Genomic DNA, 22186 nt, shown 5'->3' on the forward strand with positions numbered 1-22186 from the left:
AAATCCCTCCGCTAGTCAATGATAAGAAAATCTTTGGTAGAATGTGTAAGTATTTTAATGCCGGTCTCAGTAATTACTACGTCATCCTCAATTCGAACTCCGCCAAAATCAGGGAGATAAATACCAGGCTCAACAGTAACAACCATACCAGGAGTTAAAATCATATCTTCGGTTTTCGACACACGCGGAGATTCGTGGACTTCCATCCCCAGCCCATGTCCGGTCCCGTGACCGAAATAATCGCCATAGCCGCGCTTCACGATGACATCGCGTGCGAACGCATCGCCTTCTCTGCCCGTAATGCCTGGTTTGAGGTTTGCCAGACAATTCAACTGTGCTTCCAACACAATATCATAAATTTCTTTATGTTTATCTGTCGGCTTTCCTAGCATAACCGTTCTTGTGATATCAGAGCAATAACCTTTATAATACGCTCCAAAATCCAATTTGACAAATTCGTTTAATTGGAGAATGCGATCACTTGCTTTACCGTGAGGTAACGCTGAACGCTCACCAGACGCGACGATCGTCTCGAAGGATGTCGAGGTGCCTCCGTTTTTACGAATAAACACTTCAATTTCTAGGGCAATATCTAACTCTTTGACACCAGGCTTAATGAAGTTAAGGATGTGTGAGAAAGTTTGATCGGCCAAATCAGCCGCTTCCTGCATCACTTGCAGTTCTGCTTCATCTTTTACCATACGAATCAATTCAACAAGACGTGAAGTTGGCACGACTTCGATGCCAGGAAGACCTTGTTGGTAGTTTAAAAAATCGCCATAAGAGACGTCGCTTTGCTCGAAACCAAGCTTCGTGATCCCTTGCTGTTGCAAGAGTTCTCTTACGGACTCAATCGCCTTTGCTTTATGTTCTACCACTTCAAACAGTTTAGCTTGTTGCGGCGCTTGCGTCATATAACGGAAATCAGTTAATAAGATGGCACGGTCTAACGTAATCAGTACATAGCCAGATGAACCGGTGAAACCAGATACATATGTACGGTTATATGCGTTCGTGATGAGTAGTGCCGGTAATTCCTGCTGCTGCATAGCCTCGCGTAGACGTTCAATACGTTTCTCCTGCATCCAAATCACCATTCCTTTTTAAAGTTTTGCTATGGCAAAACTAGCTACGTAAGCAAATGCTTACAGATGGGGTAGTAATGCTCGTAAACCAAGCGCATAGCTATCTGCGCCAAATCCACATATTTGACCAATTACGACGGGTGCAATGACCGAATGATGACGAAATTCTTCACGTTTATGAATATTCGAAATATGAACCTCTACCGTTGGCAATTGAACCGTAGACAGCGCATCACGAATCGCATAGCTGTAGTGCGTGAAGGCACCAGGATTCATAAGAATGCCATCCTTTGTACCGTAGGCAGCGTGAATTTTGTCAATAATCTCCCCTTCATGGTTAGATTGGAAGCTCTCCAATTCGAGCGAAAGCTCGGTTCCAAGCTCTTGCAAACCTTCAATGATTGAAGAAAGTGTGACGGTTCCATATACACCAGGTTCACGTATGCCAAGCATATTCAAATTCGGACCATTCAAAACTAGAACCCTTTTCAATTCGAAATCCTCCCGAAACAATCGTCATAGGCAACTAGCTGCTTTCTGCTAATTAACCTTTGATATTTTACCATAACTTTCATGAGTTGGGTATAGCCTCTGTCGTTCTAGCGCTTGTATATTCAATGGCAATCGAATACCCAATAAACATCCCCCATACGAGGAATAAACAAACATCACTGATGATTGTATTTAGCTCCAACTCCGTAATCCAATACATCATTCCCGTAATTGGCCCTACAATGAGATAAATGATCGCCCACCACAGTGCACCATAGCCTATCCCCCAAAAAGGACTGCGCAATTTCCACATGGTGACCATGTAGATGAAAGCCGCGAATATCGAGAATAGAGCAAACGTGATCCACCCCATGAATAATCCCATCCAAGTATTAAAAAAATCGTGCTTGAAAAAAGGTTCAACTAGAAAACCAATGCCTATGGTTGTGAACTTAAAGTAATTCTCGACGATTTTGAGGGCACCCCATATTAACCCTGCAAAAAAACCGATATATAGCACAAATACCCAACGATTCGTCTGTTTTCTCTTCGCGGTATGCGCACTTGTCATCTGTGATCTTCCTTTCTCTACCGATAAGGCTTGTCTATTCATTGGCAATCATAGTATGTTCTGTCGCAATCGGTAGCATTCAACACCTGAATCCGTTACAATAAGAAAGTGAGAAAATGAATTCGAGAAAGATGAGAAGGTGAATCTTGTGGCAGAACAAAACAGTATATACGGAGGACAAGCCGTCATCGAGGGCGTCATGTTCGCAGGAAGAAATGTGCATGTAACTGCTGTGCGCAAAAAAGACGGTTCCCTTGATTTTTTGGAAGTACCAAAGAAAGTGATTCCGTGGGTTCAAGCACTTAAGAAAATTCCTTTTGTACGAGGAATTGTAGGAATTATTGAGTCCAGTGCCAAAGGTGCACAGCATCTGAATTTCTCCGCCGAGTCATTCGCCGAGCAAGAAGGTGAAGCTGACATGCCGAAGAAAGAAGAGAAAGCTGGCATGTTCTCTGGCATATCCATGGTTCTAGGCGTTGCTTTTGTCGGTGTCCTTTCATTTTTATTTGGGAAGTTCATTTTTACTTTAGTTCCAGCTATTATTGAACAGTTTTTGTTTCAAAATGTATTTAGCAATCAGATTCTTCATAATCTTATAGAAGGTGTAATCAAGATCATTTTGCTGGTGGGATATATTTACTTCATCTCTCTTACACCTATGATTCGAAGATTGTTTCAATATCATGGCGCAGAGCATAAAGTGATCAGCGCTTATGAAGCAGGTATGGAATTAACGGTTAGCAATGTGCAAAAATTCAATACCCTTCATTACCGTTGTGGAAGCAGCTTTATCGTATTTACCGTATTAATTGGTGTTGTCATCTACTCATTCCTTCACTACGACGGCATGGTCGAGCGTATTGTGCAGCGTCTCATTTTGTTACCATTGGTTATTGGGGTTTCTTATGAGGTATTACGTTTTACAAATTCCCTTCGTGAAGTACCTGTTCTTCGTTATTTAGGGTATCCTGGTCTTTGGCTTCAATTACTGACAACCAAAGAACCTGAAGACAGTCAAGTCGAGGTGTCCATTGCATCTTTTAACCGCATGCTAGAAGCGGAAAAACGAATTATGGAGGGACGGGCATGAGAAGAAAGTTTTCTCCGATTGAAATTGCCATAGGCATTTTGATTGCAATAGGCTTGATCGTTAGTCTACGTGTGTTATTCATTCCTATCCTTGTGCTTGGGGCGATTTTCCTACTGTATAAATTCCCACCTTCCCGTTGGAAGAAACCTTCCATCCCTCGTGGAGCTGGAAAAGGTAAAACGAAGAACGCGAAATTCCGCGTTATCAACGGGACGAAAGATTCCGATAAGGATGATTTCCCGAAATACCACTAAGTCAAAGATTTATGTGGAGGTCGCATCACATATTTCTCATAATTTTCTTCGTAGGTACTGGCCGACCAACTTTTGAAATACGCTTTGGCCGCCAAGAAGCCCGACTCGTAAAGTGACATGCTTAATTCCTTGGAGATGGTGAATTGTGTATTCCCAACACCTAACGTAGGAATTTTCACGGTTCGGAAGCGATTCTTCTGTTCAATGTAGCGTTCATCATGCGCACTAAGCATTGTGCTAAAGAGCGCTTCTAGCATCGTAATAGGTCCTCGGATCGTATGAGTTGGCGTATCACTTTTTCCAACAAGTTGGAAACCAATAACAGGAATGAGCTTAGCACGCGGCATTTCATTGTCGAACACCCAAAGCGGGAAGTTGCTTAACAAACCACCGTCCACGATATAATTAAACTGCTCTGAGAATGGCTTAGCCTTCTCGGAGCTTTTTATATTCCGCCGGATTCTAACTGGATCGAAGAAGTATGGAATGCTCGTGCTCATTCTCACCGCTTTGGCAACCGAAAGCTTGCCAGGCTCGATGCCGTATTGCGCTATATCATTAGGCAGAACCAATAGCTTGCCCTGTGTAATATCTGAGGCAATAATACGGAGCTGGTTTGGCCCCAGATCAGCAAACGTGCGAACGCCTTTTGCCGCGAGTTGTTGATTGATCCAATGTTCCAAGGCTTCGCCGGAATATAGCCCTTTTTTGAGCAACAAGCGTGCCGCGGGACCTATGATCTTCGTGTTGAAAATAGGAGAACGTTGCATAAACGACTTGAAAGGCGCTCTAAGGATCAACTCCCTCATTTCTTCCCCCGAGTAGCCAGCTGCCAACAAAGCAGCCACAATCGCACCAGAGCTTGTACCTGCGACATTATGGAAGGTATATCCTTGTTCTATGGCTGCGCTCACACCACCCGCCAAGGCAATTCCTTTGACGCCTCCACCTTCAAACACGCCATTAATCTTCATACCCTGCATCCTCCCATAGCTCTATTTCGTAGGGCTTCTTAGGTATGTATGCGAGAGCAGTTTGTTTCTATTCCCATAAAAAAAAGACAGAGTACCGTAAACGGTCTCTGCCTAGTTCTCTGCCTCTAATTCTTTACGAACATTCATAAGCTCATCTGCTCGGCTTGGATCTCTCCGAAAGTATTCTAATAAGGTTTCAATACACGTAATCGAATCCCAGCTTAAATGATGCTCTATGCCTTCGACATCCTTATATATATTGTCCTCATGGACACCAATTGTCGTTAGAAAATTTTCCAAAAGCTCATGTCTATCCATCAAGCGTTTGCCCATCTTCTTCCCCTTGGGCGTTAGGATGAGACCGCGATATTTTTCATAGATTAAATAATTATCTTTATCTAATTTTTGGATCATTTTAGTTACGGAGGAGGGGTGCACTTCAAGCCCTTCAGCAATGTCGGAAACACGAGCGTAACCTTTCTCATCGATAAGCTTGTATATTCTCTCCAAATAATCTTCCATACTTGGCGTAGCCATTGCTATATTTCCCCCTGCTGTGCGAATTTCTTAGCCATACTGCTTTCCTATCATAATCCATCTACCCAGATGCGGTCAAATCTCCCATGTTTTCAAAGCACTTCACTTTGGCACACTAAAATAATAGATTGTCATTCCGATTTGTAAAGGAGGCCCTCATGTCTACTGAGTTGCTTACAAGACCGCAGCCTAGCACGACGATTTTCGTGCCAGAGCTTGTTTATTTTGAACCAGATGCTCTGAATTATCCCAAAGGTAAGCAAATTTATAAATGGGCAGAACAAGAAGGCCTTGAGATCCATATGACGACCTCGCATAATCAAATCCGCGATTTGCCCGGCGAAACCGAATTAGATAAATATCGGATAGCCAAGCGAACCTTAGTCGTTGGTATACGAAAAACGTTAAAATTCGAGACATCCAAGCCATCCGCCGAATACGCGATACCGATCGCAACAGGCTGCATGGGACATTGTCATTATTGTTATTTGCAAACAACGATGGGTGCGAAGCCGTATATTCGGGTCTATGTCAATATTGACGATATTCTCGGGGCAGCTAAGAACTATATCGCGGAGCGTGAACCTGAAATTACTCGTTTTGAAGCCGCGTGCACCTCAGATCCTGTAGGGCTTGAGCACATTTCAGGCTCGCTCAAACAGTTAATCGAATTTATGGGTGAACAAGAGCACGGCCGCCTACGATTTGTTACCAAGTACCATCACGTAGAGCCTTTATTAGATGCCAAACATAACAAGCATACACGTTTTCGCTTCAGTGTGAATGCAGATTATGTAATCAAAAACTTCGAGCCTGGTACATCTCGATTTCATGAGCGAATCGAAGCGGCAGGCAAAGTTGCCAAGGCTGGATATCCACTTGGTTTCATCATTGCACCTATTATTTGGCATGAAGGCTGGGAGGAAGGTTATGCAACACTAATTGAGAAGCTCTACAACACCCTGCCTGCTGAAGCCACACATGATCTTACTTTCGAGATGATTCAGCATCGTTTCACGAAAACAGCCAAGAATATTATTGAAAAGCGATACCCCAAAACAAAGCTGGAAATGGACGAAGAAAAGAGAAAGTACAAATGGGGCAAATATGGGAAAGGTAAATATGTGTACAAAGATGAACAAGCTACCGCGTTGAGAGAATATATCACAGAACAAATTTTCGAGAAATTCCCTCAAGCGAAGATTGAATATTTTACATGAAACGCCTAAAACTTTAAGAAATCTGGTGTAATGGAGTTCAACCAAAGGGTGATTTGCGTCATTTTACCTGTATAAAGAAGAATGGCGATGACGATCATCAAGCCTCCACCAATTTTCATAAGTAGGTTGGAATAGCGAAGAATCCATTTGGTTGAACCGATGAAAAAGGAAAGAACGAAGAAAGGAATCGCGAATCCAAGCGAGTATGAAGTGGTTAGTTGAAACCAAGTTCCTGGTTCAGTTGCCGCCAAAGCAAGAATGGCTGACAGAATAGGCCCAACACATGGTGACCAGCCTGCTGCAAAACCCATACCAACAAAGACTGAGCCAATATATCCAGCTGGTCGAAATTTGATCGACAGTTTGCGTTCTCTCATTAGCCATTGCGGTTGAAAAATACCGAGTAAAAATAATCCCATTACAAATATTAAAAGTGCAGCGAATTGACGAAGCAAGTCCCGATAGTCAATAAAGAAACTGCCAACAAAGCCTGCTGTCAGCCCTAAAGCATAAAAAATAATGGAGAATCCAACGATAAAACTTAAGGTGTGTAGCATGGTTTGACGTCTAACTTGTACAGTTGTTCTACCTGACTTAAGTTCACTGACCGAAATACCTGTTATGTAGGATAAGAACGAAGGATATAAAGGCAAACAACAAGGTGAAATGAAAGATGCTATACCCGCCCAGAGGGCGATCCATACATTAACTGAATCCATGACTTATATCCTCAATCCTCTTTTTAAAATAATCCCAATTAAAATAGCGATAAGGCTCAGCACAACTGTCCCTCCTGGTGCCAGATCCCAAATCCCAGCTACAACAAGACCAACGATGACAGCAATTTCCGAGAATAAAATCGCTAAGAAAACGGAATGTTTGAAGCTACGAGCAATTAACAGACTGCAAGCGACTGGAATTGTTAACAAGGAGGAAACCAATAAGGCGCCTACAATTTTGATAGCGACTGAAATGACAAGTGCCGTCAGCATTGTAATCATCATATTATAAAATTTCAAAGGAAGTCCACTTACACTCGCTGCATCCTCGTCAAAAAACATCAAGAAAAATTCTTTGAAATGAAAAGCGATTACTCCGATAACTAAAACACATACAACAAGTACCACCCATAAATCAGTGGAATCTAGTGTATAAATACTGCCGAACAGGTAGCTCATGACATTCATATTAAACCCTTTGCCAAGGGTAAAAAGTAATGTTGCCAACGCAACGCCACCTGACATAATAATGGCTATGGAGAGCTCAGCGTAGGTTTTATATGCCTTGCGCAGTCGTTCTATTGCAAATGAGGCCAATAAGGCGAACACAAGTCCCACACCTAGTGGGTACACATTGATCAAGAAACCGAGTGCTACGCCAGCAATCGAAACATGAGCTAGCGTGTCCCCTATCATAGATAGACGTCTTAGAACAAGAAAAACGCCCATTAATGGCGCAGTTAGCCCGATCAATAATCCACCTATTAATGCACGTTGAAAAAAGTACTCTGTAAATATGTCCAAAACGCCCGCTCCTTACTGAACTCCGATCATCTCTCGAATCTGGCCGAGTGAATGGGTTAGATTCGTCTCACGGCAATCCTCGGGATCATGGGTATGCTTCACATAAAACTTGATGCCTCCGCTCACTTGCTGCGGCTCTGTTCCCAGATACGACTGAATCATGTCCATATCATGAGAAACCATAATGAAAGTCATATGATGATGCTGGTGCATATGCTTGATCATTCGGAAGAAACCGATCTGCGTTTCGGCATCAATCCCTACCGTAGGCTCATCAAGAATGAGCAGCTCCGGGTTGTTCACAATCGCACGAGCTAAGAAGGCTCGTTGCTGTTGACCTCCAGAGAGCTGGCCAATACGACGATCGGCTAGATCCTCGATGCGCATCGCCAGCATCGCGTCTTCAGCTTTTTGCAAATCAGCTTTAGAGAGTCGGCGATACACGTTCTTTTTGGTATACATGCCAGAGAGAACTACCTCCCTAACTGTTGCTGGGAATAACGGATTGAAGGCATTCTTCTGTGGTACATAACCGATTCGTTCCCAGTCCTTGAATTGACTCAATGGACGATCAAACAATCGGATTTCTCCACTAGTTGGTTTCAATAGGCCAACTAACATTTTCAGAAGTGTCGTCTTACCAGCACCGTTAGAACCAATCACACCAACAAAATCACGCTCAAACACATCAAACTGGAGATTGTTAATCACTGTCTTATTTTCATATGAAAATGAAATCTGATCGATTGAAACGATTTTCTGATGGCATAACATTTTATTACTAGTATCCATCTGATTACCCCTGACTTACTAAGAATGGTCCTACTTCCTTTATTGTAACGCTAGAAGTAGGTTTTTCAAGTTTTTGTCCATAATCGAAATATAATCTTCGCCTGCATCAATTTGCTTTTCGGTTAGACCTTCTAGTGGATTAAGTACGAGGGTGTTCACCTTTGCATCTTTAGCTAACGTTTTTGCCAGCTTATCCGAGACAAGTTCCTCAAAGAATATATATTTGAGCTGATGCTCTCTAATAAAGGTGTTGATTTGTTTGAGATCTTGCGCTGTTGGCTCTGCATCCGGTGATAAACCCATGATGGACATTTGAATCAAGCCGTAGTCTCTACATAGATATGCAAAAGCATGATGAGATACAGCAATTTCTTTTTTTGTAGTAGTAGCAAGTTCTTTTTTGTATCTAGCATCTAACTCCGATAATTTAGCGTTGTATGTCTGATAGTTTTGCTCATACGCATCCTTATGAACTGGATCCGCTTCGATTAAAGCCGTTTTAATATTATTAGCCATTTTCTGTGCATTTAACGGGCTTAACCAAGCATGAGGATCAAATTCTTTTTTATTATCATCTGTTGTGATCAAATTAGCACCTTGACTTGCTTCTACGACGCGCACTTTAGATGTACTTGATAGACTTCCTAGAAAATCTTTTACCCAACCTTCAAAGCCTGCGCCTTGATATACGAAAACTTGGGCCCCTGACATATTTTTGATATCCCTGCTTTTTGGAGACCAGTCATGTGGCTCCACRCCAGCCGGGACAAGATTTATTACATTTACATAATCGCCACCAATTTGTTTCGTGAAATCATATAAGGGATAAAAACTAGTCACAACATTCACTTTTCCCTCTACTAATCCAGCTTTCGAACTGCTGCAGCCAACAATGCAGCAAGCAACAATTAACAATAAAGCTATGTAAATATATCGCTTCGCATGTCTTGTCATTTGAATAAACACCCACTCTAAATCGTAATTTTTTTTATTAACGTTTTGATTATACGAGGTGGGTTTATTGAAGTCAATATATCTGGAGAGGAAAGTCAAAAAAGCCAGCTGCAACGTTCACAGCATGGCCATTTCTAATTCAACTTTGATTTCCCTATATTTTAATGCGAGATTGATTATTCTTCAGATCCTCCAGAATCGCTTGAATTTCCTGAATCACTCGAGTCTCCGGAGTCCCCAGAATCACCTGAACCTGAATCGCCAGAGCCTTCTTTCCCAACTTTAGCTTCTTTGGCTTTTTGTTTTTCCTCGCTGCTACCTTTTATTGGTTTGTCTGATTCTTCTTTCAACTTCTTATAACGCTCTTCCGATTCCTTAATGAGTTTAGCATCCTGCTCTTTTTGATATTTGATCACTTCGTTGTACATCTGATACTGCTTTTTCAGTTCTTGATCAATCACACTCTCATTTTTAGCATCAGCTTGTTTTTGTTTTTTTTCTTCTTCCTTTTTCTTCTGGCCTCCACCGAATAACGAACAAGCTGATAAAGTGATGATCAATATTACTAGAGTTATCCCTTTTCCTATACGTTGTATAAGCATCTTATTCACTCCGTGGTTAGTTTCCTTTAGCTTGCCCTTTGTCGTCAAAAATACCCTTAACATAGTCACAAAAAGCAAAAGACCCTTTCCCAGAAAATCTGGGAAAGGGTCTTTGTGCATAAAGCTATTATTTCACGATCGCACCGTTCGGCATTGAATCTGGAACGGTCGCTAGCGTGAGCTGATCGCCATGTGAAGCGGCGAGAATCATACCTTGAGACAGCTCGCCGCGCAGCTTCGCGGGCTTCAAGTTCGTGACGCAAATAACTTTGCGTCCAACAAGATCATCGGGCGTGTAGAACTTCGCGATGCCCGAAACAACCTGACGCTGCTCATAGCCGAGGTCGAGCTGCAGCTTAAGAAGCTTTTCGGCGCCTTTCACAGGCTCCGCCGAAATCACTTGTGCCACGCGCAGCTCCACTTTGCCAAAATCGTCGATCCCGATTTCTTCTTTTGGCTCCGGCGTTGGCACAGAAGCAGATGCAGCGGACGCTGGCGCTGCAGCTTTTGGTTCTTCGGTGCTCTCCGAAGCACCGCCACCCATGGCCTCGACGATGTAGGCGACTTCTGCCGCTACGTCGAGTCTGGGGAACATCGGCTCTCCCTTCTGCACCTTGGTGCCTGTAGGGAGATGCCCAAAGGACTGCACGCTCTCCCACGCAGTCAAGCGCGGTAAATCGTCCGCAGCTAAGCCTAGCTGCGCCCAGATCAGTTCTGGTGTCTTCGTCAAGAAAGGACGAAGAAGAACAGAAGAGATGCGCTGAGATTCCGCCAGCACATACATGACCGAGCCTAGCGTATCACGCTTGGCTTCGTCTTTCACCATCGACCATGGCTGTGTTTCGTCGATATATTTGTTCGTGCGGCTAATCATCTGCCACACCGCGGATAGCGCGATGGAGAACTCCATTTTCTCCATGGATTCCTCATACTTAGCTACAGTTGTACGAACTGTCTCCAACAGACTTTCGTCAAATTCAGTAGCTCCGGGAATATAGGCAKGAATTTTACCTGCAAAATACTTATCGATCATCACAATCGTACGATTCAATAAATTCCCCAAATCATTAGCTAGATCATGATTTACACGTTCCACAAAACTCTCAGGAGTAAATGTACCGTCTGCTCCGAATGGCACTTCACGCATGAGGTAATACCGAAGTGCATCCAAACCATAACGATCAATAAGTGTAACAGGGTCCACAACATTCCCCTTGGACTTGGACATTTTGCCATCCTTCATAAGCAACCAGCCGTGGGCAAATACTTTTTTCGGCAGAGGCAAATCAAGCGCCATTAACATAATCGGCCAATAAATCGTATGGAACCGCACAATCTCCTTACTCATTAAATGCACATCTGCTGGCCAATACGTTTTGAAAATCGTCTCATCATCAGAACCATAACCAAGTGCTGTAATATAATTGGAAAGAGCATCAATCCATACATAAATGACATGCTTTGGATCTCCAGGAACTTTAATTCCCCAGTCAAAAGTCGTTCTCGAAACTGCCAAATCCTCTAAACCTGGTTTAATGAAATTATTCAACATCTCATTCTTACGTGATTCCGGTTGGATGAAATCAGGGTTCTCTTCATAATATTGAACGAGTCTATCCGCATACTTACTCATCCGGAAGAAATAAGTTTGCTCCTTCATCTTCTCCACAGGACGCCCACAATCAGGACATTTTCCATCGACTAACTTACTCTCCAAGAAGAAAGATTCATCTGGAATACAGTACCAACCTTCATACTCACCTAAATAAATATCACCTTGATCAAGTAAACGCTGAAAAATCTTAGTTACCGCATCCTTATGTCGATCTTCCGTTGTACGAATAAAATCATCATAAGAAATATCCAGTTTCGCCCAAAGTTCTTTAATCCCAGAAACGATATTATCCACAAAAGCTTGTGGTGTTGTTCCTTTTTCTTGCGCCTTACGTTCAATTTTCTGACCATGTTCATCTGTACCTGTTAAATACCTAACATTATAGCCTTGTAACCTTTTGTAGCGCGCCATTGCATCTCCAGCAACAGTCGAATATGCATGCCCAATATGCAGCTTGTCACTTGGATAGTAGATCGGTGTGGTAATGTAAAATGTTTTGGATTGTTCAGACATTTTTCGTTCCTCCAATAGCGGTTAGTTGAAAACACAAAAAACCCTCATCCATCTTGGGACGAGAGTTGAACTCACGCGGTACCACCCAGGTTCCCCCGCCTTTCACAAGCTCGGGGCTCAGTAAGTCTATTACGACTTGCCCATTAACGCTGGGACACGAGACCAGCTTACTCTCTGGCAAAGTTTGTGTAAGCACTGGCTATACACTCTAATGCTGAGTAGCTCGAAGGCCTATTCTCCGGGACCATATTCCAAACATTCTCCTATACCGGCTTTCACCTACCCCGGCTCTCTGTTCATAGGCATCTGATTGTACTTATCCGTTCATCGAAATAAACAATATTTAGCATCTTAAGCACAATATATCGAAAAAAACAGCCTCATGTCAAGCCGACAGATTCACTATATTAATTTCCGCTCTTTGCTGGCACATGATCCACACCACCTGGGTGAAAAGGATGGCATTTGCAAATCCGTTTCACGGATAACCAAGAACCTTTCATAGGTCCGTGAACCTCAATGGCTTCTAACGCATATTGCGAACAAGTTGGATAGAATCGACATGTTGGGGGTTTGAGCGGCGAAATAAACTTCCGATAAAAATGGATAGGGGCTTGCACAACCCTTTTCATCAGTATTCTCCTAATTCTTTGTAAAGTTGTAACCAACACTACCATCTTGACTGAAAATAAGGATCCCGTCAAATCCTCTTACTATGACTGTGACTTCCAACTCCTTTAGAACTGAAAACACTTCAGGAATCTTGAATATAAATGAATGGATACAAAAGTTTTCATCACTGATTGCTGCGTAAGTTTAGATAATTTGACTTCTATATATGTTTTGAGATCAAATGGATCACACCAATTATCGATGATTTTCGGCATAGGAAACTTTGATTTAGTTGATTCAGAGCGAATAGCCTTCCTTCTCAATTTACGCAATGCAAGTAATCTGCTCTCTTCAACCTTAATTGCAAAACAAATTTTATCAATCAACAGCTTAGCACTTCTATAGTTAATATCCAGAATCTCTGCTAATCCGTATCCAGTAACTTCAACACCGCTCATACATATAAGCTGGATAGCTTTGAACCAGGTTAACAAGGAAAGTTTAGATTTATGCATAATTGTACCCGCGGTTATCGAAATCTGCATTCTACACTCTTTGCACTCCAACAATCTACGAGTACGAATTTGAAAAGCTTCATGGTGATCACACCGAGGACAATGAAACCCATTAGACCAACGCAAGTTCATAAGAAAATCCTCACACGCCACTTCTGTTTCACAAGTTGACGCTTCACTAGCAAGTGATTTAATATTCATCGCCTCTCAACCCCTTACGAGAACCTATGTTCTATGTTTTTATTATATCAAACAAACGTTCGTATGTATATGTTTTTTATAATATTTTCCATATACAGTGTCGTTGTCTAGAGGCTATATATTCGCAATAAAACAAATTCTGTGATATGTACAAGTTAAAATACAAGGAAGTTAAAGGAAGTTAAAGGAATTAAATAGGAAAATAAATAAGTAAATAAAGAAATATGCAAAGAAAAAACATAATAAATATATAAGTAAAATATTTAGTAAAGTTATAAAGATATTTTGACAGAAAGACAGAAAGACAGAAAGTCAGAAAGATAGATAGAAAAATAGAAATAAAAAAAATAGAAATAAAGAAATAAGGATTTAAGGGGATTTAAGGTTCTAAAGAATTATGGTTCAAAGGTTCTAGGGATTTAGGGATTTAGGGATTTAGGGATTTAGGGATTTAGGGATTTAGGGATTTAAAGAAGAAATAAAGAGAAATAAAATAGCTTAGAAAGCACATTTCAACCCGCCGTACTGCGACTTGTAGATAGCACAGAATTTATATTTTGGCGGGATACTCCCCCCTCCCAGATACTAGTGATAATATGTTGGTTTAAATTTTATGCTGCTATCTGTTTTTAATTTAATCGATTGTAGATATTACAGATTCGCATGAAAAAAAATCAAGAGTAGTTTAGCAAAAAATTTTGGTGATGCGTCAGTATGGTTTCGGGGGGCAGGGCTTGGGGCTTGGGGCTTGGGGCTTGGGGCTTGGGGCTTGGGGCTTGGGGCTTGGGGTTCGGCGATCGGTGTTCAGGGCTTGGGATTTGGAGGTTGGGGTTCGAGGTTCGAGGTTCGGGGCTCGGGGTTCGGGGTTCGGGGTTCGAGGTTCGGGGCTCGGGGTTCGGGGTTCGAGGTTCGAGGTTCGGGGTTCGGGGTTCGGGGTTCGGGGTTCGGGGTTCGGGGTTCGGGGTTCGGGGTTCGGCGATCGGCGTTCAGGGCTTGGGATTTGGGGTTGGGGTTCGAGGTTCGAGGTTCGGGGTCGGGGGGGCGGAGTTGTGTAACCGAAATGGGCGCAGTGTGTCGTTCTTCTGATGTTTCAGCTCTCTTGATAGGTCAATTTATTTGAATTCTGTTCGTATTGCAAGTTAGATATCGGTTTGTGTTACATGGTGACATTTATCATCTTTGGGTTATAATGTTGAATGGAGCTAAAGCAATGATTGAAGGAGTATATTCGAGATGATAATTGAGATATTTCAAGATTTAGTATGTCCTTGGTGCCGCATCGGGAAGAAGAATTTGATGGATGCGCTAGAAGATTTTACAGCTGAACCTGTTGAGCTGCACTATCGTGCGTATCAACTTGATCCTTCGACACCGGTGGAAGGTGCAGATTTCGCGACACTTATGCGTACTAAATTTCGTGCTGATGAAAGCAAACTGCAAGCAATGCACCAACAAGTGACTCAGGCTGGACAGGCATCAGGTTTACATTTTGATTTTGGGCAAATCACGAAAATGCCAAATACGTTAAAAGCGCATCAGCTCATTGCGATCGCACCTGAAGAAGTCAAACAGCAGCTTGTTGACGACTTGTTCAAAGCTTATTTTGAGGATGGAAAAGATATTGGTCACATCGACTTTCTACTTGAAGCTGCAAGTCTGCATGGCATGGATCCGCATCAAACTCGTATTCAACTTTCTGCTAAAGAAGGTCTGGAGCAGGTTGAAGATGACCTTGCTTTTGCCAGTCAAGCCGGCGTAACAGGGGTCCCCTTTTTCGTAATAAATCGTAAGTATGCGTTAACAGGTGCTCAACCCRCAGCTACGTTTCTGCAAGCGTTAGAGCAAATTAGTGCAGTGGGTTCGGACGAAACATGATCTAAGGTTCAATATCGCCCGGCATCTCCACGTGGAGAGTCGGGTTTTTATAAGCTGATAACTAGGAGTTTTACGAATGACTATTTTACTGAAGGCACTCAAGCAGCTGCCTACTCGCGCAATGATTTTTATACTTCCTTTTGTATTGATGTGCATGGTTGAATTTTTGGAGAGGGGTACTTATAAGGAATTTCATCATTGGATCACAACGTATCCTTTGGCCATGGTGCTTGCTTATTTCGTTGTTGGATCTTTGTATTTGTTTCTTATTGCTATTACTGGTCGTTCTAGGCTGTCGTTTTGGCTCCTTTGTGCCATTTTGTTGCCCCTTGGGGCGATTAGCGGCAGTAAGTTAAAGGCTATTGGCGCACCTTATTATCCATGGGATCTTTATTTTAACAACCAACTTATGGAGTACAAGAAGTTTTTGAGCGAATACTTTAATAATCGTATTGTTGGTTATACCATGCTGTTTATCGTTATTGTTGCTTGTYTGTTTCACCTCATTTTACGCAATCGCAAAATGAAGTTTCATTGGATCGAACGCAGTGTTTACGGTGTAATCGCTGTTGTAATCGCAACTAGTTTGTACGCGGATAAGCCCCTTTCGTTTACTAAACTATATGGGGTTTACACGGTTCCTTGGGATCAAACGATTACCTATGATGAAAATGGTTATTTGTATGCTACAGTTCAGATGCTTAACTTTTTACATGTAGCGAAACCAGATGGTTATAGTAAGAAAGCAATTACGTCTCTTCTGGATCAAATCCCAGAAAAACCAGCTACAAATGATAAAAAACCAAATATTATCGTTTTGCTAGGAGAGTCCTTTTTTGATCCAACGATCATGAAAAACGTCACTTTTAGCCGCGATCCGATTCCGCATTTGCATGAGTTACAAAAAAAATTCACTGGCGGCAACATGTTATCTCCACAATTCGGGGGTAGTACAGCAAATGTTGAATTTGAGGTTTTATCAGGGAACTCAATGCGTTTTTTCGGAAAATCACCTGATAAAATCATTCCCTATATCGAATATATGAATCACGGTGTTGACTCCTTAGCAAGCATTACAACAAGACAAGGGTACACGGCAACCGCGATTAATCCATTTTTCAGTTATTTCTTTGATAGCAGAAAAGTGTATAAGCATTTCGGGTTTTCCCGATTTATCTCAAGTGAATATTTCCCGAATGATTTYTCAGGACCCAATTATGCGGATCATGCTGTTGTGAACAAAATTATTGAGGAAACAGAAAAAAGTGCTGGACCTGATTTCATTTTTGCTAATACGATGGAAAATCACCATCCTTACCCTCCCAATAAATTCAATACAAATACGATTCAGGTTACTGGTGATATTTCGGCAGAATCGAAAAGTATTCTAGAAACTTATGCACAAGGTATTACAGCTACGGATCAGGCTCTGCAATCTTTGGTTGATTATTATTCGAAAAAGTCAGATCCGACGATTATTTTGTTTTTCGGGGACCATTTCCCTTTCTTTGAGGAAGATTATAAAGTATATCGTGATGCCAAATATGTGGTGCCTAATGACCCCGATCTGTATACGAAAACACATTACACGCCTTTTGTCATTTGGAATAACTTCGTACCTGCTGATCAAGAGAAGCTGAATTTATCTTCAAGTCCTTCTTTTTTGGGGCCGATGCTGCTGCACTTGGCAGGTGTAAAGGGAAGTTATTATACGGATTATTTATATGAATTATCAAAGAAAATACCTGTCATTCCTCCGCAAGACATGTGGTCGTCATTTAACATAAAGGCGAGCGATCTCGCGGATTATGAGAAGATGCAGTATGACAATCTGTTTGGGGCCAGATACGGCTATGAAGCTAAAGGCTACAAAGACACGATAGTACAACCTAAGTATACGTTAGGATACGGTGATCCTATCATTTCAAAGGTCACGATAGCAGACAAAAAAATTAAAGTAACGGGTTCACCATTTTTCTCGTCCTGTAATGTGTATATTAATGGGCAGGAAGTCAAATCTAATTTCGATGGAAAAGATACGCTTTATGTTGATATCGCTTCGAATCCTGTGATTGAATTAGGTAAGCCGCAACAAGTTGAAGTGCGCGTATATGATGATAAAAAGATGAAAATCGGTCAATCAAATCTTTATCCATTGCCATCGTCATGACAAAAGCCCCCTATGAATAGGATGAAGCATATCCTACTCATAGGGGGCTTTCGTGTGATGAGGAGCATTCCACCAGCTCACGTTCATTTCTTCACAACGGTAACTTCGGAAGAATTAGGGCACCATCATCTTTTGCGTCTGTATACTTTCAATGTAAATGGTACTTCTTACGACCAACATGTCCATCAATATCAAGGTATTTCAGGGATAAAATATGGTCACTATCACACTTATTATGGCACTACAGGCCCGCCCATTCCTGTAGAAAACGGAGCCCATATTCATTTACTGCAAGGCGTTGTGGACCCTAATCTATATAACACTGGAAGACGAGGTGCGCTTGCAAAATCCGCTCAAATGGAAGGGATCATTGTAGAGCTCCATCAACATGCCTATCAAGGTTATTCCACAATAGGGTTTGGATATGAACCTTGGTAGATTACTTCGTTTCTATATGAATCGCCCAATGGAAAGTAAAAGTCTCACCTGGCTCCAAGCTTTGAGCACCTGAGATTTCAGCAGGATAGGATTCATTGAACACGTTCATGATGCTCGTGTACGGTTCAAGTGACACTGCGTTGCTCCATGGTGCTGTGAATAGAACGTGAATTGGGAATTTGTCCCCCATTTCAAAGATAAGTTTCGTGTTGCGAGCCTCATACGCAATCTCGCATACTTGAGCCCCAGGCGCGATGCTAAGCATCTGTGAACCGCCAGGATATCCTGGCAACGAGGAAACCTTCTCGCCGCTCTGTAAGGCAGCTGTGAGCGCCGTCGGCACAGGTTCCCCTGCCGCAAACCCACCCGTGGACAGCAGCCATTCTGCCGCCGTGGGAATAGTTACCCGCACGCGGTCGGCTTCGCCCTCCGCGAACGCGAAGTACGGGTGAAAGCCAAGAGAAAGCGGCATGGTATTGCCGCCTCGGTTGGCGATTTCACCGCTGAGCGACAGTGTACCGTCCTGCAGACGGTACGTAAAGCGGAAGCATGCGGCGTGTGGGAAATACGCCAGCATGTCCGGTGTCTCCGCGATGTCAAACTCCGCGGAGACGTAAGCCCCGCCAGCAGCGTCTGCGCCGCTGGCAACGACCTTCCACGCCCGCTCGCGCAGCTGGCCGTGGGCGTGATCAGGCTCCCGATTCGCCGGGAGCCGATATTCGCGGCCACCGAAGGTGAAGGCCGCATTTCTTACACGGCCCGGCGGGAACAGAATGGGCACGCCGTAGCGCGAGGAATTGACGCGAAGCTCCGACAAGTCGTCGGGCTTCGCGATGTAGCCATGGTTCCGCACATCGAAGCGGAACAGGTGTAGACCGACGGCCGGAATGATTTCGGCCACCGCCTCATTCATGTGGTCGACGAGTTTGAGCGTCGACTCCCCTTCCCATTCACTATGTATAACTTCATACTGGCTCACAGATGAATCCMCCTATTTTAAATGTTGTCTTTCAAATTAGGTTGCATTGTATGGCTATAACGATTACGGGTTTGATAATAGTTATAAATCATTATGATGCCAAGTACAAGAATAAAGCTCGTAATTAAACTTCCTTCTGCCCCAAAAGCTCCACCAGACACGAAAATAGCACCTTGCGTTTCTGTCGCAATGAATGACGACATTGGAATCCCTGAAACATCAAAACCGAACACACATCCCTGCATGAAATTCCACGCTAAATGCAGTCCTATTGGCATCCATAGACTCCCTGTCAACTCACGACATAACCCCATCAATAGGCCTGCCAATAGGATATTGATAAAAGGTAGCGCTGTCGTCCACATCCCTGGATTAAAGCTATGCAGGAGGGCGAAAACAATCGTCGACACCCCTACAGCTATTTTCGGGCCGAAACGGCTTTTCACAAGACCCTGTAAATACCCGCGCGCAAATAGTTCTTCGTTGATCGCTACCCCAATAAAGAGAAGAAAGCTCCCGCCTATCGCAGTTCCCTTCGATAAACTCCAATTCACCTGCACAAAATGGATGCCTCCGAATAACCATATCACTAAACTGCTAAGGGTTATCAGCACGGCCCCCCAGAGAAAACCTTCTCCGAACCGACGGGCGAACTGAACAGTTTGCAGCCCTAATTTCCATCCCTTTTTCCGCTCAAATATATAAAAACCCAAACCAACACCAGTTATGAAACCTACAATCTGTGCCMATAATGAGGCTTTAATAAAAAAGGGATTACTCGTAACAGCTTCCATACTCACGATAAGATCAGGATTTAACCTCACGGCAAGTACAGCTGCAGCTATGGATAAAATGACCGTGATGACGATGATGAAAATGAGGGTTAGCAGTACTTTACCTACAATCTGAAGGATTGGAAATGATCTTCTCTTCTTCACTTCAATATCGGCTCACTCCTTTCGTATATCAACAATTCGTGAACCTATGCCCAAATCCTCCCATTTAATTAGAAAGGAAACTCTTGTGCAAACGATTGCGTCATGCCACAATAAGACTATCTATTGACATTACCTAAGGGGGAACATATGCTTTTTGTCCTATTTGCCCTTTGGTTCATCGCATCAGGACTACTTATTGTAGATCCCGGTTCACGTACCATGCGCTGGATGAGCGCAGTGGCTTTTACAGGCGGTTCTGGCGCGTTAGCAGMTGTCATATCCGCGGATATCATCCCCTATTTTCAGGTAACTTCACCAAACCCATCACTAAGTGCATTCTTTTATCGTGTGATGAGTATCTGCTCCTTGCTTTCCTATTACGGCTTACCCTACGCTTTCGCAATGCTATCATTAGCCTATCATTCTACTTGGCAGAAGCCACTCTTGCGTACATGGTTACCGCTTATTTTGCTAGTACCGCCTATTGCTTGTCTGATCTTATTACCAGGGTATACCGAAGAAATGCCCATAGAATTCCGCGTAGTCRCGACCTGGGCCTTCCCATACATCCTCATAGGTACCTTACTGATTGCACTCAAAAAAGAACATCTCCCAGCCATGCGGCGAACACATTTGTTCACCTGCCTTGCACTTTTTCCGCCCATGCTTTGCGTTGGCGTGCTGAATTATGTCATGCCCAGCTTCGGTTTCTATCGATTGTGGATCTATCATGTGTGGATTTTGGCCTTTGTGGTCCCTTTCTTTGTATTTACGTTTTTCAAATACGGCTTTCTTGGTATCCGGCTGCTCATTGAGCGCCGCAAATTGGATTCCACGCTCCGCGCCATTACGTCTGGTACGGCCATTCTTAACCATGCCATCAAAAATGATGTAGGAAAAATGCGGTTATTTCTGGAGAAGATGAACCAACACGCAACAGACACAGGTCAAACCGAGCTTATACAGGACATTCATGTCGTCATGAACGCCTCCAGGCATATTCAGGATATGATTAGCCGTGTACATGAACAAACACAAGAATTGCCTCTGCGTATTTCACAGGTTGACGTACGCCAGTTGCTGCAAGATGTGCTAGAATCCCTTGATGTCTATTTAGGAAAGATCCGAGTACATGTTGAGTTGCCTGATCGGCTCGAACTTCAACTTGATCAGATCCAAGTCACTGAAACACTAACGAACATTCTTATGAATGCCATTGAAGCGATGAGCAGCGGCGGGGAGCTTTTTATTAAAGCTTTTTCAAGCAAAAAAAATATGGTCCTAGAAATTAAAGATACAGGTATGGGTATGGAGAAATCCGTCCTCAAGCAAGCTGTAGAACCTTTCTATACAACAAAAAGCGGCAATCGGAATAACTTTGGTCTTGGTCTAGCTTATTGCTATAGCGTCATGAAAAAACACGGTGGTAGTTTGGAAATTAGCAGTGAACCCGGTAAAGGCACAAGTGTCTATCTGACATTTCCGGGACAGCGTTAGACTTGCAGAGGAGAGGAAGTATCGGAATGGATTCAATTCGCATACTCATCGTGGAAGATGATCTAGACTGGCTGCGCGGCCTGACGGATTATTTGAATCGTCAAGGAGATATGACGGTCGTGGATAGCCGATCTACAGCAGAAGAAGCTCAAGCGTTATTTGGGAATGCCACACCTTCCGCTGATGTCGTACTTATGGATATTATGCTTCAAAATGAACCCGCGGGCATAAGTCTTGCGGAGCAAGCCTTCTTATCTTGGGGAGCCAAAGTCATCATGTTAACCTCGATGGAGGAAAAGGATTTCATTTTCCGTTCCTTTCAGGCAGGGGCAATCGATTATCAAATTAAGTCGCGTTTCGAGGAGCTCCCAGCCATTATTCGGGCGGCACATGCGCGCCAGTCCGCGATTAATGCAGCTGTTTCTGAGCAAATGCGCGAGGAATTCCGTAGACTTAAACGGCTGGAACAGCAATTCAAGATCAAAGAAGTGAGGGATCTCATCACCCCAACGGAGCTTCAAGTTCTTGATATGATCGATCAAGGCCATACGCAGACGGAAATTGCGAACCGCTTCTTCATTTCATTACGAACAGTGAAAATTCATGTTGGGCATATTTTGAAAAAACTCGGAAGCCCGAGCAGCAAGGATGCTGCTCAGCAGCTAAGAAATTTAGGCATTTTCGAGCGAGGTTCTTCACAAAAGGATAAAGAAATCAAGAAGGAGAAATCCGATTAGTG

The 22186-nt window shown here is 43.1% G+C and carries 23 protein-coding genes; 8 read left to right on the forward strand and 15 right to left on the reverse strand.

Features of this window, described 5'->3' with window-relative positions:
- Positions 1-11 precede the first annotated feature (11 nt).
- From AB4114_RS01965 to AB4114_RS01975, 3 genes are all read right to left on the reverse strand, one after another.
- Positions 12-1085, reverse strand: coding sequence for a M24 family metallopeptidase (locus AB4114_RS01965; protein ID WP_441986865.1), 1074 nt, complete (start codon positions 1083-1085; stop codon positions 12-14).
- Between the two features lie 60 nt (positions 1086-1145).
- Positions 1146-1577, reverse strand: a complete 432-nt coding sequence (gene aroQ / locus AB4114_RS01970; protein ID WP_171630163.1) for a type II 3-dehydroquinate dehydratase — start codon at positions 1575-1577, stop codon at positions 1146-1148.
- 79 nt (positions 1578-1656) lie between these two features.
- On the reverse strand, positions 1657-2148 hold the full coding sequence (locus AB4114_RS01975) for a YqhR family membrane protein (protein ID WP_441986866.1): 492 nt from the start codon (positions 2146-2148) through the stop codon (positions 1657-1659).
- Between the two features lie 199 nt (positions 2149-2347).
- Here AB4114_RS01975 and AB4114_RS01980 point away from each other — a divergent pair, with 199 nt between their 5' ends.
- Positions 2348-3238 (forward strand): DUF1385 domain-containing protein, encoded by an 891-nt coding sequence (locus AB4114_RS01980; protein WP_056616997.1) that lies wholly within the window; start codon positions 2348-2350, stop codon positions 3236-3238.
- A complete protein-coding gene (locus AB4114_RS01985; RefSeq protein ID WP_441986867.1) occupies positions 3235-3492 on the forward strand; it encodes a hypothetical protein in 258 nt (85 codons plus the stop codon). The genes AB4114_RS01980 and AB4114_RS01985 overlap by 4 nt, the downstream gene beginning before the upstream one ends.
- On the opposite strand, the gene AB4114_RS01990 is transcribed toward AB4114_RS01985, so the two are convergent.
- Together AB4114_RS01990 and mntR are read right to left on the reverse strand one after the other, a co-directional pair.
- Complete coding sequence (locus AB4114_RS01990; RefSeq protein ID WP_441986868.1) at positions 3489-4466, reverse strand: patatin-like phospholipase family protein; 978 nt, start codon at positions 4464-4466, stop codon at positions 3489-3491. The genes AB4114_RS01985 and AB4114_RS01990 overlap by 4 nt on opposite strands.
- Before the next feature lie 111 nt (positions 4467-4577).
- A complete protein-coding gene (gene mntR, locus AB4114_RS01995) occupies positions 4578-5003 on the reverse strand; it encodes a transcriptional regulator MntR (protein WP_056614749.1) in 426 nt (141 codons plus the stop codon).
- A 158-nt stretch (positions 5004-5161) separates the two neighbouring features.
- Between mntR and splB the strand changes: the two genes are divergently transcribed.
- Positions 5162-6223, forward strand: coding sequence for a spore photoproduct lyase (gene splB / locus AB4114_RS02000; RefSeq protein WP_441986869.1), 1062 nt, complete (start codon positions 5162-5164; stop codon positions 6221-6223).
- 5 nt (positions 6224-6228) lie between these two features.
- Here splB and AB4114_RS02005 read toward each other — a convergent pair whose 3' ends face one another.
- The 8 genes from AB4114_RS02005 to AB4114_RS02040 all read right to left on the reverse strand — a co-directional run bounded on the left by AB4114_RS02005 (position 6229) and on the right by AB4114_RS02040 (position 13550).
- Positions 6229-6942: a cytochrome c biogenesis CcdA family protein gene (locus AB4114_RS02005; protein WP_441986870.1), complete on the reverse strand. Its 714-nt coding sequence runs from the start codon at positions 6940-6942 to the stop codon at positions 6229-6231.
- A gap of 3 nt (positions 6943-6945) precedes the next feature.
- Positions 6946-7746, reverse strand: coding sequence for a metal ABC transporter permease (locus tag AB4114_RS02010; protein WP_056614758.1), 801 nt, complete (start codon positions 7744-7746; stop codon positions 6946-6948).
- A gap of 12 nt (positions 7747-7758) precedes the next feature.
- On the reverse strand, positions 7759-8538 hold the full coding sequence (locus tag AB4114_RS02015; RefSeq protein ID WP_441986871.1) for a metal ABC transporter ATP-binding protein: 780 nt from the start codon (positions 8536-8538) through the stop codon (positions 7759-7761).
- Positions 8539-8577: 39 nt separating this feature from the next.
- Complete coding sequence (locus AB4114_RS02020) at positions 8578-9492, reverse strand: metal ABC transporter substrate-binding protein (protein ID WP_441986872.1); 915 nt, start codon at positions 9490-9492, stop codon at positions 8578-8580.
- Between the two features lie 176 nt (positions 9493-9668).
- The gene (locus AB4114_RS02025; RefSeq protein ID WP_441986873.1) at positions 9669-10094 is read right to left on the reverse strand and encodes a hypothetical protein; all 426 of its coding nucleotides are present in this window, start codon (positions 10092-10094) and stop codon (positions 9669-9671) included.
- 127 nt (positions 10095-10221) lie between these two features.
- Positions 10222-12222 (reverse strand): methionine--tRNA ligase, encoded by a 2001-nt coding sequence (gene metG / locus AB4114_RS02030; RefSeq protein WP_441986874.1) that lies wholly within the window; start codon positions 12220-12222, stop codon positions 10222-10224.
- A 407-nt stretch (positions 12223-12629) separates the two neighbouring features.
- Complete coding sequence (gene yidD / locus AB4114_RS02035; RefSeq protein WP_216626085.1) at positions 12630-12854, reverse strand: membrane protein insertion efficiency factor YidD; 225 nt, start codon at positions 12852-12854, stop codon at positions 12630-12632.
- 105 nt (positions 12855-12959) lie between these two features.
- A complete protein-coding gene (locus tag AB4114_RS02040) occupies positions 12960-13550 on the reverse strand; it encodes a transposase (RefSeq protein ID WP_441986875.1) in 591 nt (196 codons plus the stop codon).
- A 1233-nt stretch (positions 13551-14783) separates the two neighbouring features.
- On the opposite strand from AB4114_RS02040, the gene AB4114_RS02045 reads away from it, so the two are divergent.
- From AB4114_RS02045 to AB4114_RS02055, 3 genes are all read left to right on the forward strand, one after another.
- The gene (locus tag AB4114_RS02045; protein WP_441986876.1) at positions 14784-15425 is read left to right on the forward strand and encodes a DsbA family oxidoreductase; all 642 of its coding nucleotides are present in this window, start codon (positions 14784-14786) and stop codon (positions 15423-15425) included.
- Positions 15426-15501: 76 nt separating this feature from the next.
- Positions 15502-17595, forward strand: a complete 2094-nt coding sequence (locus tag AB4114_RS02050; RefSeq protein WP_441986877.1) for an LTA synthase family protein — start codon at positions 15502-15504, stop codon at positions 17593-17595.
- A gap of 57 nt (positions 17596-17652) precedes the next feature.
- Positions 17653-18033, forward strand: coding sequence for a YmaF family protein (locus AB4114_RS02055; protein WP_441986878.1), 381 nt, complete (start codon positions 17653-17655; stop codon positions 18031-18033).
- A 1-nt stretch (position 18034) separates the two neighbouring features.
- Here the strand turns inward: AB4114_RS02055 and AB4114_RS02060 are convergent, their stop codons facing one another.
- Complete coding sequence (locus AB4114_RS02060; protein ID WP_441987050.1) at positions 18035-18946, reverse strand: aldose 1-epimerase; 912 nt, start codon at positions 18944-18946, stop codon at positions 18035-18037.
- Between the two features lie 83 nt (positions 18947-19029).
- On the reverse strand, positions 19030-19950 hold the full coding sequence (locus tag AB4114_RS02065; RefSeq protein ID WP_441986879.1) for a CPBP family intramembrane glutamic endopeptidase: 921 nt from the start codon (positions 19948-19950) through the stop codon (positions 19030-19032).
- Positions 19951-20097: 147 nt separating this feature from the next.
- Between AB4114_RS02065 and AB4114_RS02070 the strand changes: the two genes are divergently transcribed.
- Both AB4114_RS02070 and AB4114_RS02075 read left to right on the forward strand, forming a co-directional pair.
- Positions 20098-21447: a sensor histidine kinase gene (locus AB4114_RS02070; RefSeq protein ID WP_441986880.1), complete on the forward strand. Its 1350-nt coding sequence runs from the start codon at positions 20098-20100 to the stop codon at positions 21445-21447.
- Positions 21448-21473: 26 nt separating this feature from the next.
- Positions 21474-22184, forward strand: a complete 711-nt coding sequence (locus AB4114_RS02075) for a response regulator transcription factor (RefSeq protein ID WP_441986881.1) — start codon at positions 21474-21476, stop codon at positions 22182-22184.
- Positions 22185-22186: the final 2 nt, after the last annotated feature.

The sequence above is a fragment of the Paenibacillus sp. 2RAB27 genome (assembly GCF_052115445.1).
Lineage (GTDB): Bacteria > Bacillota > Bacilli > Paenibacillales > NBRC-103111 > Paenibacillus_E.